This window comes from Nonomuraea sp. NPDC050680, assembly GCF_040654555.1.
Lineage (GTDB): Bacteria > Actinomycetota > Actinomycetes > Streptosporangiales > Streptosporangiaceae > Nonomuraea.
In genome coordinates this window covers 59,164-73,478 of record NZ_JBFAIF010000004.1, presented here as the reverse complement: position 1 = coordinate 73,478, position 14,315 = coordinate 59,164, and the positions used below count along the sequence as shown (strand labels likewise).

The 14,315-nt window shown below is 72.7% G+C and carries 12 protein-coding genes; 4 read left to right on the top strand and 8 right to left on the bottom strand.

The genetic code is table 11. The features are described 5' to 3' along the window. Positions 1 to 103 precede the first annotated feature (103 nt). Together AB0H88_RS16025 and AB0H88_RS16020 are read left to right on the top strand one after the other, a co-directional pair. The gene (locus AB0H88_RS16025; protein WP_357644935.1) at positions 104 to 1,921 is read left to right on the top strand and encodes an RNA ligase family protein; all 1,818 of its coding nucleotides are present in this window, start codon (positions 104 to 106) and stop codon (positions 1,919 to 1,921) included. Beyond that, positions 1,921 to 4,743: a poly(A) polymerase gene (locus AB0H88_RS16020; protein WP_357644933.1), complete on the top strand. Its 2,823-nt coding sequence runs from the start codon at positions 1,921 to 1,923 to the stop codon at positions 4,741 to 4,743. The genes AB0H88_RS16025 and AB0H88_RS16020 overlap by 1 nt, the downstream gene beginning before the upstream one ends. A gap of 49 nt (positions 4,744 to 4,792) precedes the next feature. Here the strand turns inward: AB0H88_RS16020 and AB0H88_RS16015 are convergent, their stop codons facing one another. The 7 genes from AB0H88_RS16015 to AB0H88_RS15985 form a co-directional block, all read right to left on the bottom strand. Further along, positions 4,793 to 5,980: a CU044_5270 family protein gene (locus AB0H88_RS16015; protein WP_357644931.1), complete on the bottom strand. Its 1,188-nt coding sequence runs from the start codon at positions 5,978 to 5,980 to the stop codon at positions 4,793 to 4,795. Positions 5,981 to 6,012: 32 nt separating this feature from the next. Next, a complete protein-coding gene (locus tag AB0H88_RS16010; protein ID WP_357644929.1) occupies positions 6,013 to 6,588 on the bottom strand; it encodes a sigma-70 family RNA polymerase sigma factor in 576 nt (191 codons plus the stop codon). Between the two features lie 54 nt (positions 6,589 to 6,642). After that, positions 6,643 to 6,819 (bottom strand): hypothetical protein, encoded by a 177-nt coding sequence (locus AB0H88_RS16005; RefSeq protein WP_357644927.1) that lies wholly within the window; start codon positions 6,817 to 6,819, stop codon positions 6,643 to 6,645. Positions 6,820 to 7,518: 699 nt separating this feature from the next. Further along, positions 7,519 to 8,139: a helix-turn-helix domain-containing protein gene (locus AB0H88_RS16000; RefSeq protein WP_357644925.1), complete on the bottom strand. Its 621-nt coding sequence runs from the start codon at positions 8,137 to 8,139 to the stop codon at positions 7,519 to 7,521. 202 nt (positions 8,140 to 8,341) lie between these two features. After that, positions 8,342 to 9,799: an MDR family MFS transporter gene (locus AB0H88_RS15995; protein WP_357644923.1), complete on the bottom strand. Its 1,458-nt coding sequence runs from the start codon at positions 9,797 to 9,799 to the stop codon at positions 8,342 to 8,344. A 46-nt stretch (positions 9,800 to 9,845) separates the two neighbouring features. Continuing rightward, positions 9,846 to 10,301 (bottom strand): nuclear transport factor 2 family protein, encoded by a 456-nt coding sequence (locus AB0H88_RS15990; RefSeq protein ID WP_357644921.1) that lies wholly within the window; start codon positions 10,299 to 10,301, stop codon positions 9,846 to 9,848. A 259-nt stretch (positions 10,302 to 10,560) separates the two neighbouring features. After that, complete coding sequence (locus tag AB0H88_RS15985) at positions 10,561 to 10,713, bottom strand: hypothetical protein (protein ID WP_357644919.1); 153 nt, start codon at positions 10,711 to 10,713, stop codon at positions 10,561 to 10,563. Positions 10,714 to 10,984: 271 nt separating this feature from the next. Here AB0H88_RS15985 and AB0H88_RS15980 point away from each other — a divergent pair, with 271 nt between their 5' ends. Next, positions 10,985 to 12,091, top strand: a complete 1,107-nt coding sequence (locus AB0H88_RS15980; RefSeq protein WP_357644917.1) for an acyltransferase — start codon at positions 10,985 to 10,987, stop codon at positions 12,089 to 12,091. On the opposite strand, the gene AB0H88_RS15975 is transcribed toward AB0H88_RS15980, so the two are convergent. Further along, on the bottom strand, positions 12,080 to 13,261 hold the full coding sequence (locus AB0H88_RS15975) for an MFS transporter (RefSeq protein WP_357644915.1): 1,182 nt from the start codon (positions 13,259 to 13,261) through the stop codon (positions 12,080 to 12,082). The genes AB0H88_RS15980 and AB0H88_RS15975 overlap by 12 nt on opposite strands. A gap of 60 nt (positions 13,262 to 13,321) precedes the next feature. Here AB0H88_RS15975 and AB0H88_RS15970 point away from each other — a divergent pair, with 60 nt between their 5' ends. Continuing rightward, positions 13,322 to 14,293, top strand: coding sequence for a transcriptional regulator (locus AB0H88_RS15970; RefSeq protein ID WP_357644913.1), 972 nt, complete (start codon positions 13,322 to 13,324; stop codon positions 14,291 to 14,293). Positions 14,294 to 14,315: the final 22 nt, after the last annotated feature.

Below are 14,315 nucleotides of genomic sequence, written 5' to 3'. Positions count from 1 at the left end.
GTTGTCAAGAATTCTGCAATGGTCGGCAGGCGATCGGCCGTTTATCCGATGGAGGCGCTCTCTTGCCGCTTGTACAGTGACCTCAGCTGTCAGAGGAGGGATCATGCGCGTGCACTATCCGCGCACCTCTCACCTGCCCTGGTCGCCCGGTGTGACGCCGGACGACGTTCGCGCGGGAGACCTGTCCGGGCTGCGCGGGCGCGAGGTCGTGGTCACGGAGAAGCTCGACGGAGAGAACACCACCCTCTATACCGACGGGATGCACGCCCGGTCGCTGGACTCGGCTCACCATCCCTCCCGAGCGTGGGTCAAGGCTCTGCAAGGGCGGATCGGTGGACGGATCCCGGCGGGGTGGCGGGTGTGCGGGGAGAACATGTACGCCCGGCACTCCATCGCCTACCAGGAACTGGACAGCTGGTTCTACGGCTTCTCGGTCTGGGACGACGATCGATGCCTGGACTGGGACCGCACGGTCGCCTTCCTGGGCGGTCTGGGGATTCCGGTCCCGCCGGTGCTGTGGCGCGGCGTGTTCGACGAGCGGGCGCTGCGCGTGCTGCGGCTGAACCCGGAGCGGCAAGAGGGCTACGTGGTGCGGACCGTCGAAGGATTCGGGCGGGCGGAGTTCGCGGGGCGGGTGGCCAAGTGGGTGCGCCGGGGGCACGTCCAGACCGGCACGCACTGGATGCACACGACCGTCGTGCCGAACACTCTCGGCCCGGGCGCGGCGCTGTGGTCGGTGCGCTCGGGCGCGGACTGCGAGGTGAACGCCCTGCTGACCTCGGTGGGCCTCGCCCCAGCCGAAGCGGGGAGCATCGCCCCTGAGGCGGTGGCCGAGGTGTCGGCTCGACTGGACGCGATCGGCCGCTGTGGAGACGCTCGGCTGGCGGGCGTGCTGGCCACGGCACTGCACTCCATACCGCGGGCCCGGCTGGCGGCCCGGCTGGCCAGGCCGCTGGGCATGCGGCTGGCGCGGCGGGTCGCGGATCTGACCGGGCTGCACGGCGCGCTGAGCCGGCCGTACCCGGACGAGCAGCGGCGGGCCGGGCTGGGACGCATGGCGTTGGCCGCCGACCTGGGCGTGCTGCACGCCGTGGCGGCGGCCGTGCTGACTGGGCGCGTGGACGATGAGGCCCGCCATGAGCGTGAGCAGGTCGAATGGTCGGCCCTGTACGCCGAGGACGCCGGGCTGCTCGGGCCGCGTCCATTGGAGCCGTTTCGGACCGGTCTGCGCGCGGCCCTGGCCGGCCTCGGCGGGGAGACGGCCGAGCGCTGCTGGGCGGAGGCGCGCGACGCCTGGGCCAAGGGGAAGGTCGCCACGGTTGAGGAGGCCGTGGCGGCGACCTGGCGGTGGCGGTCGGGGCGGTTCGCCCGGCTGGTGCATCTGGTCGGCCCGTCGGGCAGCGGAAAGAGCACGTTCGCGACCGGTCTGGCGAAGAGGGCCGGTCTGCCAGAGGCGACCGCTCCGACGGAGACGGCCGGGTTGCCGGAGGTGGCCGGTATATCGGGGGTCGACGCGTACCTGTCGCTGGACGATCTGCGCGCTGCCAGAGGCTCGCGGGCGAACCAGCGGGCCAACCGGGAAGTGCTCGGCGAGGGACTGCACCGCCTCGATGCCGCCCTGGCGGCCGGTGGCACCGTGGTGTGGGACGCCACCTCGCTCAATCAGCACCAGCGATCCCTGGTCCACGCCGTGGCGCGCCGCCGCGCCGCGCTGACGACGCACGTGGTCGCTCTGGTGGAGGAGGACGAGCTGCACCGGCGCAACGCCCGCCGCGCCCATCCGGTGCCGCCGCACGTGCTGGACGACCAGGTGCGCCGGTACGTCCCGCCGTATCCCGGTCAGGCCCATCACACCTGGTACGTCGGCGCCCGCGGGACCGTCGATGACGTGGACGGCGCCTTGGAGGGGGAGGAGGCGTGATGCGTACCAGCGAGGAGATCTACCACTGGGTCCGTTGGGACCCCCGCTTCGACCCCTCACGTTTCGTGCTCGGCGTCGGCCAGCGGGGCGCCGACCCCAAGCGCGTCCCGCTGCCCACCTTCGTGCCCGGCGGCGACGTCCCGTGGCACCGGGTGCTGTTCGTCGAGGCGGACGGCGAGCTGATCTGGGACCGCGCCACCGGACTGGACCGGATCGACATCTGCGACGCGGGCCGGGTAGGCGCCCCGCGCCGCCTGCGTGCGCCCGTTTTCAGCGCCAGAACCCCGCACACCTGGGACCCGGCCGCCGGCTGGCGGCCCAGCGCGAGCCAGGAAGCGGCGCAGACGTCCACAGGTGCGGCCGTACGCGTCCTGACCTGGAACACCCTGTGGGACCGCTACGACAGCGACCGCATCGACACCGCGCGTCGCCGACCGCTGCTGCTGGCGGCCCTGGAAGCGGCCGACGCCGATGTCATCGCGCTGCAGGAGGTCGAGCCCGCGCTGCTGTCGCTCCTGCTGGCCGCCCCATGGGTGCGGGCCCGCTACACCGTCGGCACCGACCCGGGCGGCGAGGACGTCGCCGACAGCGGGCTGCTGCTGCTCAGCCGATTGCCCGTACGGGAGGCGGCCTGGCACCGGCTCGGCCCGCACAAGGCGGTCGCCGCCCTCGCGGCCGAGACCGCCGCCGGCCCGCTCGTCGTCGCCACCACCCATCTGACCAGCGACCACACCACCGACGGCGCGGCGCGGCGGCGGGCCGAGCTCGCCCGGATCGCCGAAGGGCTGGCCGGCGTCGAGGGGGACCTGGTCCTGATGGGCGACTTCAACGACGGCACGGACGTCCCCGCGTCGGCGCTCGGGCTCCGCGACGCCTGGACGCAGGCGCACGGGCCCGGCGACGACACGCCCACCTTCGACCCGCGCGCCAACCCGCTGGCGGCGCTGTCCTCGCTGTCCGGGCGGGCCGCCCGGCTGGACCGCGTGCTGGTGCGTGGCCGCCCCCGGACCGTCGCCGCCGCCCTGCGCGGAGACACTCCCGATCCCGGTGGGCTGCACGCCTCCGACCACTACGGGGTGGAGGCCGTTCTCGACGTCACGGGCAGCGCGCCCGCCGGGGTGCTGGACATGCCGCCGACCGCGCGTACGGCGGTGGCCTGGATTCCGCCTGAGGAGCTGTGGCCACCCATTCAGGCGGTCCGCCGGACGCGCGATCCGCAGGTGACCCGCTGGCCGCCGCACGTCAACCTGCTCTTCGGGTTCGTACCGGAGTCGGCGTTCGATGCGGCGGCGCCGCTGCTGGCCGCGGCGGTCGCCGAGATTCAGCCGTTCGCCGTACGGCTGGAGGGGATCCGCTCTTTCCGGCACCGCCAGGACGCGACCGTCTGGCTCGACCCGGCCGCCGCCGATCCAGCCCCATGGGCCCGCCTGCGCCACGTCCTCCACCAGCGCTTCCCCCGCTGCGTGGGCCGCCCGGAGGGTTTCACGCCGTATCTGACCCTGGGCCGCGTGGACGCCCCCGATCATGCGGGCATCCGGCTCGACGCGATGATCGCGCGCGTCGGGGCCGTCGTGCTGCTATCGCGGCGAGGAGACGAACCCATGCGCCCGCGCGCGATGATCACCCTGGGAACGGGCGAACTCCGATGGCTGCCCGAGCCCACCAAACCCCAGCCCACCGCTGCCCCGCCCGCGCTCGATCCCGAGCCGGTTCCGGGCCTGGACGACCTGGCCGATCGCGTCACTCGCCGACTGGCGCAGGCGCTGCGTCCCGGGATCGTGCACGTCGCGGGCTCCCGACGGATGGGTTGCGCGCTCCCCGCAGCCGACTTGGACCTGGTGGCGGCACTGCCCGACGGGGAAGAGTCCGGCATGGACGTGGAGGCGCGGGTGCGGGCGGCGCTGCCTGAGGCCGTCCGGCTGCGGCAGGTGATCGGCGCACGGGTGCCCGGCCTGCGCCTGCACGTGTCCGGCTTGGACGTCGATCTGACCGTGGTGGCAACCGGTCAGATCCCTCCGGCGCGGCTCGTCTCCCGCCGCGCCGAACTGGGCGAGGCGGCGGCCATCGCCCTGAGCGCCGTCAGCGACGCGGACGCGATCCGCGCCGCCGTGGGCCCCGCACACGAGCGTTTCGCCCGCCTCGCCCGCCAGGTGAAGGCGTGGGCTCGGGCGAAGGGCCTGGACGTGGCCCCGTTCGGCGGCTTGCCCGGTCTGGCTTGGACGGTGCTGGCCGCCCGTACCATCCTCGATGCCGCAGACGGATCCGACACCGATCTCCTACGCCACTTCTTCAGCACGTGGGCCGCCTGGGACTGGCACGAGCCGGTCACCCTCACCCCCGCCGCCAACCCTCCGACCCCGGCCACGATGACCGTGATGACGCCCAGCGCTCCCGTACGCAACTGCGCTCGCCACGTCACCTCCGGCGGCCTGGACCTGCTCACCCGCGAGCTCTATCAGGCATGGGAGCTCACGGAGAACGGCCGGTCCGCGGAGTTGCCGGCACCGCCGCCCCTCCACCGCCGTCACGCGGCCTGGGCGGTGCTGACCGTGCGCTCTGAGGAACTGGACGCGGCTCTCGGCCGCGTCAGAGGACGCATGCTGGAGTTGCTCACCTGGCTGGAAGAGGCCGGGGTGCCGGACGTTCACGCCTGGCCGCGCCCGTTCGAGCGCGGCCCCCGGCAGGCCCGCTACGCGATCGGCCTGGGCCACACACCTCCCCAGGCCGCGCGGTTCAGCGAGATCACCGGCCGATGGGCCAGGAACATGTCGGGCGTCACGATCGAACGGGCCGAGGGTGGCGTCGTACCGACCCTGAACTGATAAGCGGGTCGAGGCCCGCACCTGCCCCCGTGCGGGCCTCGACGCCGCGTCAGGACGGGACGTCTCCCAGGCGGTCGGCCCAGCCCATCCGCTCCAGCGCCACCCGCAGGAGCGGCTGCCCCTTCTCCACGACCTCGTACTGCAGCAGGTCGGCGGTGTCCTCATTGATGATCATCCGGAACTCCACCCCGTCGTCCCCCGCCGTCGAGAGGGCGACCCCGGCACGCCCCACCGCGTCGGTGACCCGGCCCTGCGAGGTGATGCCGTCCCGGCCGGCCAGCACCTTGAACAGGGCGGAGCGGGTGCCTGGCGTGATCGGCGCGGTCATCAGGTCCACGCCCGTCTGCCACAGGTAGACGGCCCTGCCGACCCGGGCGCTGTTGGGGCTCTGCTTGAACAGGGTGTCCAGGCGGCGCTTCAACGCGTCCTCGCCGGTGGGCAGCCGCGAGATGTTCTGGATCGTCAGGCTCGGGTTGTCGATCGACAGGACCCGCTCGCTGCTGTCGTCGCGAGTGGTGGGCCTCTTCTCCGTCAGGGCGGGTGAGCCCGCGGCCTTCCAGTCGGCCTCGTCCTGCGGGGAGCCGAAGGTGACGCTCACGTCCGGGTCGCGTACGTAGCGGCTGGCCGCGCCCGGCTTCATCGCGCGCCAGGTTTCCTGCGTGTCGGCGGTGAAGGCCAGGTACGGCAGCTCGGATTGCTTGAGCTCGGTAATCTTCTCGGTGATCTCCTTGCGCTGGGCGGCGAGTTCGCCCGGCTTGTCCTTGAGCTCCTTCTCCTTCCGCTGCTCTTCGGCCAGCAGGGCCTTGATCTGGGTCATGTAGTCGCCCGGCACGACGTGCACCTTCGTGAAGGTGCGCTCGCGGACGTACCAGTAGCGGCCGGACGTGGCCGGCTCACGCACCGCGGTCGCGGCCGCCGCGAGCAGGAACGAGCGGGCGTCCACCGGCTCGGCCGCGATCGCGGTCCGCCCGGTGGCGGGCATGGTGGGAGACGCGGTGGCGGTCGGGGGCGCGCTGCTTGAGCCGGTCACGACGATCACCGCCGCGGCGGCCACTCCGGCCGCGGCCGTGCCCGCGACCAGCAGGAACGGGGCCCGGATCCGGCGTCGGGACGGGGGCGCGGAGCGGGGCGTCCGGAAGGCGGCGGCCAGGTCGGCCGCGCGGCGCCGCCGGTGGGCCTCTTCTGTCATCTCCTCCAGCTCCATCGGCTTGAGCTGGGCGAACAGGCGGTCGGTCATGTCATTCTCCGAGTGGTGGGGTGCTGCGGGCATCAGGTCTCCGGGTTCTCTTGGAACCGGCCACCGGACGTACGGGTCGCGGGGGTCGTCCGGGCTCGCGGGCGCGTACCGCCCGGCTCCAGGCGCAGCGCGGTGGCGAGCCGTTTGCGCGCGCGGTGGAGCCGGACGTTGTACGTGCGGACCGAACAGCCCATGACCGCGGCCGCCTGCTCGGGCGGCAGGCCGTACCAGGTGGCGAACACCATCGCCTCCACGTCCTGCTCCGGCAGGGCCGACAGCGCGGCCAGCGCGCTCTCCCTGTCGATGACGTGGTCGGCCACGTCCCAGCCGACATGGTCGCGCGAGGTGGTCAGCGCCGTGATCCGGTCGACCAGCGCCTGCCGGCGATGGCGCGAGTCGCGCTGCTTGGCCAGCAGGTTGCGCGCCACGCCGAGCAACCACGGCAGCGGCGGCTCGGGCAGGTCGTTCAGCCGCCGCCAGGCCACGAGGAACGTCTCACTGGAGACGTCCTCGGCCGCGTCACGCTCGGCGCGCAGCAGCGCGTAGCCGAGCACGCTCCGGTAGTGCCGGTCGTAGAGGTCGGTGAATCGTTCTTGAGGATCGTCCACACCCAGTAGTCCCTCCGGCCGCTCCCGGATTACCGCACCCCACCCGGAATCTCGTCAGCCGGCCGGCTTGCGGGCCCAGAACAGGGCGTGCCCGCCGTCCCCGCGTGGCGGCAGCCGGGAATGGAGCTCTTCGAGCCACGGCGCGTATGCGCCGTCGTCGTCCTCGTCGCCCCGGTAGCGGTAGGACAGCTCGTTGTAGCCGCGCCGGACCAGCTCGGTTTCCTCGCTCATGCGGGTCAGGGTACGAACTGTTGCCAGCGCCAGCTATGCCTACCTGTGGTTGCCAGAAGAACTGTGATCGAAGCTTCCGATCGACCGCTACTGAGCGTAATCATATGGTAATGTTCAGCAATAGCCGGGTGCCTGACTGGCGCTCGGTCCCCGCCCCCATTGATGTTCGCACCAACGGGACAGCGTCCGGCGGGGCGGTGGCCCAAGAGCCGCACCCCACCTGGGACTCTGTGGCTGGGGATGAGATCGCTTGCTGCAGGGGCGATGAGCGAGGGCACGCCGGAGTTACTGCCGTCGTGAGTCGCGAGGTCACCCGACGGTGTGGAGTCGGCGAAGTCGGCGCGGGCCTGGGCGACGGCTTCAGGGTAGGCCTGGGTCTTCTGGGCGAGTGCCCGGTAGATGCTGGCCAGGCCGGGGTTCTGCCCCTTGCGCTTGCCGGTGGGGATAATCAGGTCGGGGCGGATCTGTTCGACGGATTCGCCGCCTGCCCGGCGGCGGAGCACGGTGTGCAGCATGTCGTCGGTGATTACGGGTGGCCGGCCACCGTGCTTGCCCTTGCGGGCGGCGGCGTCGAGTCCTTCCAGGGTGGCTTCGCGGATGGCTTCGCGCTCGGTTTCCGCTACGAGCGGGGCCGCCGACGGCCCGGTGAGACCGGAACTGGTCTCGCCGGGCCGTTCGCGTGTGAGACCGACATCGCGCTCACCGGGCCGCTTCCGTGCGCAACCCGTCGCAGATCACAGCCATCACGCCCTCGGCCTCCTTCGGCCCGCCGCCCACGCCGTCGTTGGCGATGAACACGGCGCGCAGTAGAACCTTGAGCAAGGTGATGTCCACGTCCGTCCGCACCGTCCCGGCCTGCTGGGCCCGGCGCATCAACACCTCGACGGCGGCATACAGGTCCCGGTTGACGTCGGTGAGGCTGGCGGTGATGTCGACGCCTATCCCGGCCACCGCGTCGATGAGGTCGCGCTTGGCGGCGCTCTCCCGGTGCATCCCGGAGATGAAGGCGAAGAAGGCCTCGCCCGGGTCGGGGGCGTCGGCCAGCGCCTCGGCGCGGTCCACCAGGCGCTGCGCGCGGTCCAGGATCACCGCGTCGAAGAGGGCTTCCTTGGTTGGGAAGTGCCGGTAGACGGTCCCGGCGCCGACCCCGGCCCGGCGGGCGATCTCGTCCAGGCCGACCTGGAGCCCCACGGAGGCGAAGGCCTCCTGCGCGGCCTCCAGCACCCGGGCCCGGTTGCGGCGGGCGTCGGCGCGCATCGCCGGCGCGGCCGCGCGCTCGGCGGCCGGGATCTCAGCGGGTGCGGATGTCTCAATGGCCATGTACGGATCCCTCGGTGACAGCCGCGACCCGACGGGCCCGGCCGGATTTTTCCAGGTTAGTGCATGCCTTTCGGAGCGGCGCGCTCAGGCGCCGGGCCGGGCGGCGCCGGGTGGAACGGCCCCGCGCCGACGGGTTCGCCCCGGCGGCGGGGCCGCCGGGGCGCAGGGCCGAGCCGCCGCTGGGTGGTCGGCTCAACCCCGGTCAACTCTGCGCCTCAGACCCTGCCGGGGTCACGGGCGGCGCGGCCGTGGCCGCCACGGGTTCCGGCCGCCGCCTACCCGGCAGCATCAGCGCCGGCGGCACGGCGACCACGGTGAGCGCTGTCATCCAGAGGAACGCGGCGCCGAACCCGGAGGCGTGCGCCGCCGGGCCGCCGGGGTGCCCGGCCAGCTCGTGCTGGAGCACCACCGCGGCCACCGCCACCCCGAACGAGCCGCCGACCTGGAGCAGGATCCGGGTGGTGCTGCTGGCGTGCGGGATCCGGTCCTTGGACAGGCCCTGGTAGGCGGCCACCATCACGGCGATGTTCACCGCCGACAGCCCCGCCCCGCGCACCAGCAGGCCGGCGATCTGCGGCACCTGGCCGCCGTGGACGCCGGCCCAGCCGAACGGCAGGCTCCCGACCAGCGCGCACGCTAGCCCGGCGAGCACCACCGGACGCGACCCGTAGCGGTCCGAGAGCTTGCCGACGGACCTGCGCGCCGCCAGGCTGCCGATGCCCTGGGGAGTCAGCAGTAGTCCCGCGGTCAGCGCGGAGTATCCGCAGACCTGCTGGTAGAAGAGGGGCAGCAGGAACGCCACCCCGTACAGCGATAGCCCGGACAGGAACAACAGCACCGAGGAGCCCGCGAACGACGGGACCCGGAACAGCCGGACGTCGATCATCGCGGCGTCGCCGACCCGCGCCGCGTAGACCGCGAACCCGGCCAGGAGCAGGACGCCGAGGGCCAGCGGCACCCAGGTTCCCTGCTGGGTGCCGAGCTGCGCGACCCGGGTCAGGGCGTAGAGCACGGCGATCACACCGGGGACGAACAGCACCAGGCCCGCGACGTCCAGCGGGCGGCGCTGCCGGTCCCGGTCGCGGTCCAGCCCGCGCCAGGCCAGGACGAAGGCGACCAGGCCGATCGGCACGTTGATGACGAAGATCCAGCGCCAGCTCGCCGCCTGCAGGATCAGGCCGCCGACCACCGGGCCCAGGATCGGGACTACTACGGCGGGCAGGCTGATCGCGGCCATCAAGCGCCCCAGCCGCGCCGGACCGGCTGCGCGCACCAGCAGCGTCTGCTGCACCGGCAGCATCAGTCCGCCGCCGAGTCCCTGGACCACCCGGAAGGCGATCAGGCTGCCGATGTCCCACGACACGCCGGCCAGCACCGAGCCGACCGTGAACAGCGCGACGCCCGCCAGCCACACCGACCGGCCGCCGAAGCGGCCGACGGCCCAGGCGGTCAGTGGGATGCTCACGCCGAGGGCGAGCAGGAACCCGGTGCTCACCCACTGCACCACGGACACGCCGGTGTGCAGGTCCTTGGCCAGCCGCGCGGTGGCGACGTTGACGATGGTGGTGTCCAACAGCACCGCCACCAGCCCGACCAGGAGGATCCCGATCAGGGCGCGGAGCTCCGGCTCCAGCGGTTCTTTCTCGGAACGGCCGGGCATGCCCGTCGCCTCCCTCTCCACGTCGATCGCGCGTCCCGCTCGGGGGTCAGCCTGCGGCTTCCTTGTTGAGGGCCTCGAGCAGCCTGGGCAGCATGCCCAGCGCGCGGAGGGCGTTGATCGGGTCGGTGTGGTCCTTGGAATGGACGATCTTGCCGTCCCGGATCGTCATGATGTTGACGTAGGACAGGACGAAGCCCTCGCCGTCCGAGGCGCGCTTGCCGTGGACGGAGTACTCCACGATGGCCACCTCGGGGTCGGTGGTCTCGTGGATCACGACGCCGTCGATCTTGTCGTAGGTGCGCATCGCGGCGCCGCCGGAGAAGCGGGCGCGCAGCTCGGCGTTGGTCGTCTCGGTCCTCGGCGGGAACCCAGGCGGGGCGAACGGCATCTCGATGACGACCGGGTCGCCGTACAGGTCGGCGAGGGTCTCGCCGATGGGGTCGAGGGCGGCGGCCAGGAACCGCTCGACGACCTCGCGGGTACTCGGGGTTGACTCCGACACGGCTTTCTCCACCTTCGTTTCGTTCAAGAGCCTGAGAGCGGGTGGCTTATTCGGAAAGACCGCCCCGTTTATGATGGCACCGACGATACGGGGCGCGTTTTCCGGTTGTCAACGACGGCGGCGCGTCCTCGGCGCGCCGCCGGGTTCGGACGGCCGGGTCGTCCCGTCTCGCTCCATCGGACGGAAAGAGGCCCCCGGCGTTCCACGCCTGCTCGGTCTGCTGCGACAGGTGCGGCTTGGTGACCACGCCCTGGTGGGCCTAGTGCAGGTCACGGCGCAACGCGTGCAGGGACTCGCCCTTGTTGAGCTGGCGGGGCGCCAGAGGCCGTTCCTCGCGGAAATGGCGTTCGATCTGGCGCCCGCGCTCGGCCGGATCGGCGTCCCGTCGAAGAGGAAGGAGTCGTCGCCGCACCGGTGAGCCAGATAGCCCGCCCTTTCGGCGCCCTCGACGGGCTGCTGGGGACTCCCGCCCACCGCCCGCGCGGTGCCGGCCATCAAGGCTCTGATCTTCATGAATCCAGCCTCTTCACCGGCTGATGCGATTCGTCAGCCCTTCGCATGATGTGCGGCTAGGAGCAAGCTCCTACCCGGAGGACTGACCCGCCTGATACCTCGGAGCTACGCCAAGGGTGCGCTCCCCAGGGGGAAGCCGACCACAAGGGGCGATCCGTAGCTTCGGCGCCATGGCATCCTCCCAGCTCATCCGGCGGATCGAGGCGTCGACCCCGGCCGGCCGCGACCGGGGCGTCGACGCGCTGCGCGCCCTGGCGATCCTCGGCGTGGTGCTCGGCCACTGGCTGGTGACCGCCGTGGTTGTCAGCGACGGCACGGTGCGCGCCGCCAGCCCGCTCAAGCACCTGCCCGAGCTCACTCCCGTCTCCTGGGTGTTGCAGACACTGGCGGTGTTCTTCCTGGTGGGTGGACAGGTGGGGGCGGCGGGTCACGTCCGCGCCCGCGCTCGCGGCATGACGTACGGGCGGTGGCTCGGCGGGCGGATGGCCCGGCTGTTCCGGCCGGTCGTGGCCGTGCTGGTGGTGTGGGCCGTGGTCGCGAGCGCGCTGTTGGCCTCCGGGGTCGCCCTGGACACCGTGCGCGTGCTGGTCAAGCTGGTGCTGTCGCCGATGTGGTTCCTGCTGGTGTTCGCGGCGCTGACGGCGCTGACCCCGCTGGTCGCCCGGCTGCACCCGCTGTGGCCGCTCGCCGCCGTCCTGCTTGGCGACCTGATCCTGTACTGCCTGGGCGGGCCGGCCTGGCTCGGCTGGGTCAACGTGGTGGCTGGGTGGCTGGTGCCGTACTGCCTCGGCGCGGCCTGGGCCCGGGGCGAGCTAAGCAGCCGTGGGATGGGCTGGGCGCTGCTGCTCGGCGGCGCCGCCACCGCGGCCGGGCTCGTCCTGTGGGCGGGATACCCGGCCGCCATGGTCGGGGTGCCCGGCACCCCGGTCTCCAACCTCGACCCGCCCTCCCTCGCGGTCGTCTGCTTCGGTCTGGCCCAGTGCGGAGCGGCCCTGCTGCTGCTCGGCCCGCTGCGGCGGGCGCTGCGCCGCCCGGCCGCCTGGGCGGCGGTGGCGCTGGTGAACCTGTCGGCGATGACGATCTTCCTGTGGCACCAGACCGCGCTGATCACGGTCACCGTGGCCGGGCTCTTCGTGAACGACGCGCTGCCCGGTCTGCACACCGCCCCGGACGGCTTCGGCTGGGTGCTCGCCCGGCTGGGCTGGCTGCCGGTGTTCGGGGTGGCGTTGCTGGTGTGCTGGGCCGTGACCCGTACGTACGAGAGGTCAGGAGCCTAGGTGGATCGCTGGTAGCGGGTGCCGCAGCCCGGGGGCCAACGTCAGGGTGACCGCGACCGAGGCCGCCGCCATCACCGTTATCGCCGTCGCGGGCGAGGTCAGCTGCGCGACGGCACCCGCGAGCGCGGCACTCACGCCCTGCATGGTGACCATCCCCGAGGAGTGCAGCCCCAGGGCGTGCCCGCTCAGCTCCTCCGGGGTCAGCGCCATCAGGCGCTCCTGGAGCAGCAGGCTCGCCGAGTACCCCGCCGAGGCGAGCACGATCGCCGCCACCGCCACGGGCAGCGCCGGGTGCAGGACGAAGATCAGGTACGGCAGGGCGAGCAGCAGGCACAGCGGCACCCGGAGCCGCTCCCTCCACCGCGGCGGCACGAACCGGCCGGACACGACGTCACCGGCCAGCATGCCGAGCGCGGCACAGGCGAACAGGAGCCCCGCCTGCTCGGGCGCGTACGGCACGAAAAGGGACTCGCAGCCGACGATCAACCCGTTGGGCACCCACATGGCGAGGTAGACGTAGCGGCGCGGCTTGGCCGACCACAGCCGGGCGTTGTCCCGCCAGGTCTCGGTGATCGACGGCCGTCCGGCGGCCCGCGGCGGCCGGCGGCTGAGGCCGAAGCGGGCCACGGCCGCCGCGACGAGGTACAGGGCTGCGCCGGTCAGCAACGCGCCGCGCGGCGACAGGACGGCCACGAGCACGCCGGCTAGCGCGTACCCGCAGATCTGCACGGCGCCGTCGGCCATGTTGAACATCGAGCGGCCGAGCAGGTACCCCTCCCGCGTGAGGATCTCGTTGAGCAGCCCGTAGCGCACTCCCCCGCCCAGCGAGGCGATCAACCCCTGCCCCAGCAGTAGCGCGAAGACGGCCCACACCGCCAACCCCGGAACGGCCTGCGCGGCGGTGACCAGGCCGAAGACCAGCGCCAGACCCGTCAGCGCGGCCCGCGGCGGTAACCGGTCGGCCGCCGACAGCAGCGTGGCCGCCCCGATCACCTGAACCAGAGCCGGGCCGAACATGGCCAGAGCCGACAACAGCGGTGACCCGGTCGCCGAGTAGACCAGCGTTCCCAGAGCCAGCCCGCTCACCGTGTGGCCGGCCCCCTGTGCGGCGGCGGTCAGGAACAGCGGCGTGAACTCCGGCGTACGGAAAAGCTCGCGATAGGTGCGCATGGCGGAAAGTGTCGGGGGCCCTGCCGACGGGGCGTTAATGTTTCGCAGGGAGGCGAAACCATGGGCTGGTGGCAGGTCAACGCGGACACGCTCGCGGGCAGCCGGTTCGTCGTCTCACCCCTGGCCGAGGCCATCGCGAGCCTGAAGACCCTGGAGCGGGGCACGGCCGCGCATCCGGGCGAGCGTGCGTGGCTCGACGCTCACCTGCCCGCCTACCGCGCCCGGCAGGCCCGCGACCCGGTCACCGCACTGCTCATCCAGGCCGCTCTGGGCCGCAACTGGAACGCCGACTTCCTCACCCCCACGCCCTCCGACGACACCGAGCCCGTCTTCGAGCAGGAGCTCGCGCGCATCCGCGACACACCGCCCGAGTCCGCCCGCGCGGACCTGACCGTGTCGCTCGGCGGCCCCCTGCCCGCCCCGCTCCACCGCGGCGACCTGCCGGAACGCACCGCCGAGGTGCTGGAGTGGGTGTGGACGCAGGCGGTGCTCCCCTACTGGCCGCGCCGCCGGCGCGTCATCGAGGCCGACGTCATCGCCCGCACCGCGCGGCTGAGCCAGGGCGGCTGGGCGGCGACCCTCGACGACATGCGCCCCGGGATGCGCTGGCTCGGCGAGAACCGGCTGCAGATCAGCACGTACGACTACCCGCCGCGCGAGCTGTCCGGGGCGCGGCTGATGTTCGTCCCCGTCACCCCGAGCCAGACCTGGGTCTCGTGGGACACGGCGCACCGGCACGCCGTGGTGTACCCGTGTTCTGGAGCGCTGGCCGAAGCCGGTCGCGCGCCGGTGCCCGAGGCGCTGGGCAGGCTGCTCGGGCCCGCGCGGGCCAACGTCCTGATGCTGCTCGACACCCCGAAGAGCACCACCCAGCTCGTCGCGCTGACCGGTCAGGGCCTGGGCTCGGTGGGCCGTCATCTCAAGGTCCTGCTCGATTCGCGGCTGGTACGGCGTCGGCGGGCCGGGCGGTCGGTGTTCTATGACCGTACGGACGCCGGGGAGGCGCTGGTGAGCGCGCAGTCAGGCGGCTGAGTTGTTTGCCGTTGTGGCAAGG

Bases quoted from the DNA above. Each gene is read 5' to 3' on its own strand.
- AB0H88_RS16025 (WP_357644935.1), top strand. From the start codon at position 104: ATGCGCGTGCACTATCCGCGCACCTCTCACCTGCCCTGGTCGCCCGGT.
- AB0H88_RS16020 (WP_357644933.1), top strand. From the start codon at position 1,921: ATGCGTACCAGCGAGGAGATCTACCACTGGGTCCGTTGGGACCCCCGC.
- AB0H88_RS16015 (WP_357644931.1), bottom strand. From the start codon at position 5,980: ATGACCGACCGCCTGTTCGCCCAGCTCAAGCCGATGGAGCTGGAGGAG.
- AB0H88_RS16005 (WP_357644927.1), bottom strand. From the start codon at position 6,819: ATGAGCGAGGAAACCGAGCTGGTCCGGCGCGGCTACAACGAGCTGTCC.
- AB0H88_RS16000 (WP_357644925.1), bottom strand. From the start codon at position 8,139: ATGGCCATTGAGACATCCGCACCCGCTGAGATCCCGGCCGCCGAGCGC.
- AB0H88_RS15995 (WP_357644923.1), bottom strand. From the start codon at position 9,799: ATGCCCGGCCGTTCCGAGAAAGAACCGCTGGAGCCGGAGCTCCGCGCC.
- AB0H88_RS15980 (WP_357644917.1), top strand. From the start codon at position 10,985: ATGGCATCCTCCCAGCTCATCCGGCGGATCGAGGCGTCGACCCCGGCC.
- AB0H88_RS15975 (WP_357644915.1), bottom strand. From the start codon at position 13,261: ATGCGCACCTATCGCGAGCTTTTCCGTACGCCGGAGTTCACGCCGCTG.
- AB0H88_RS15970 (WP_357644913.1), top strand. From the start codon at position 13,322: ATGGGCTGGTGGCAGGTCAACGCGGACACGCTCGCGGGCAGCCGGTTC.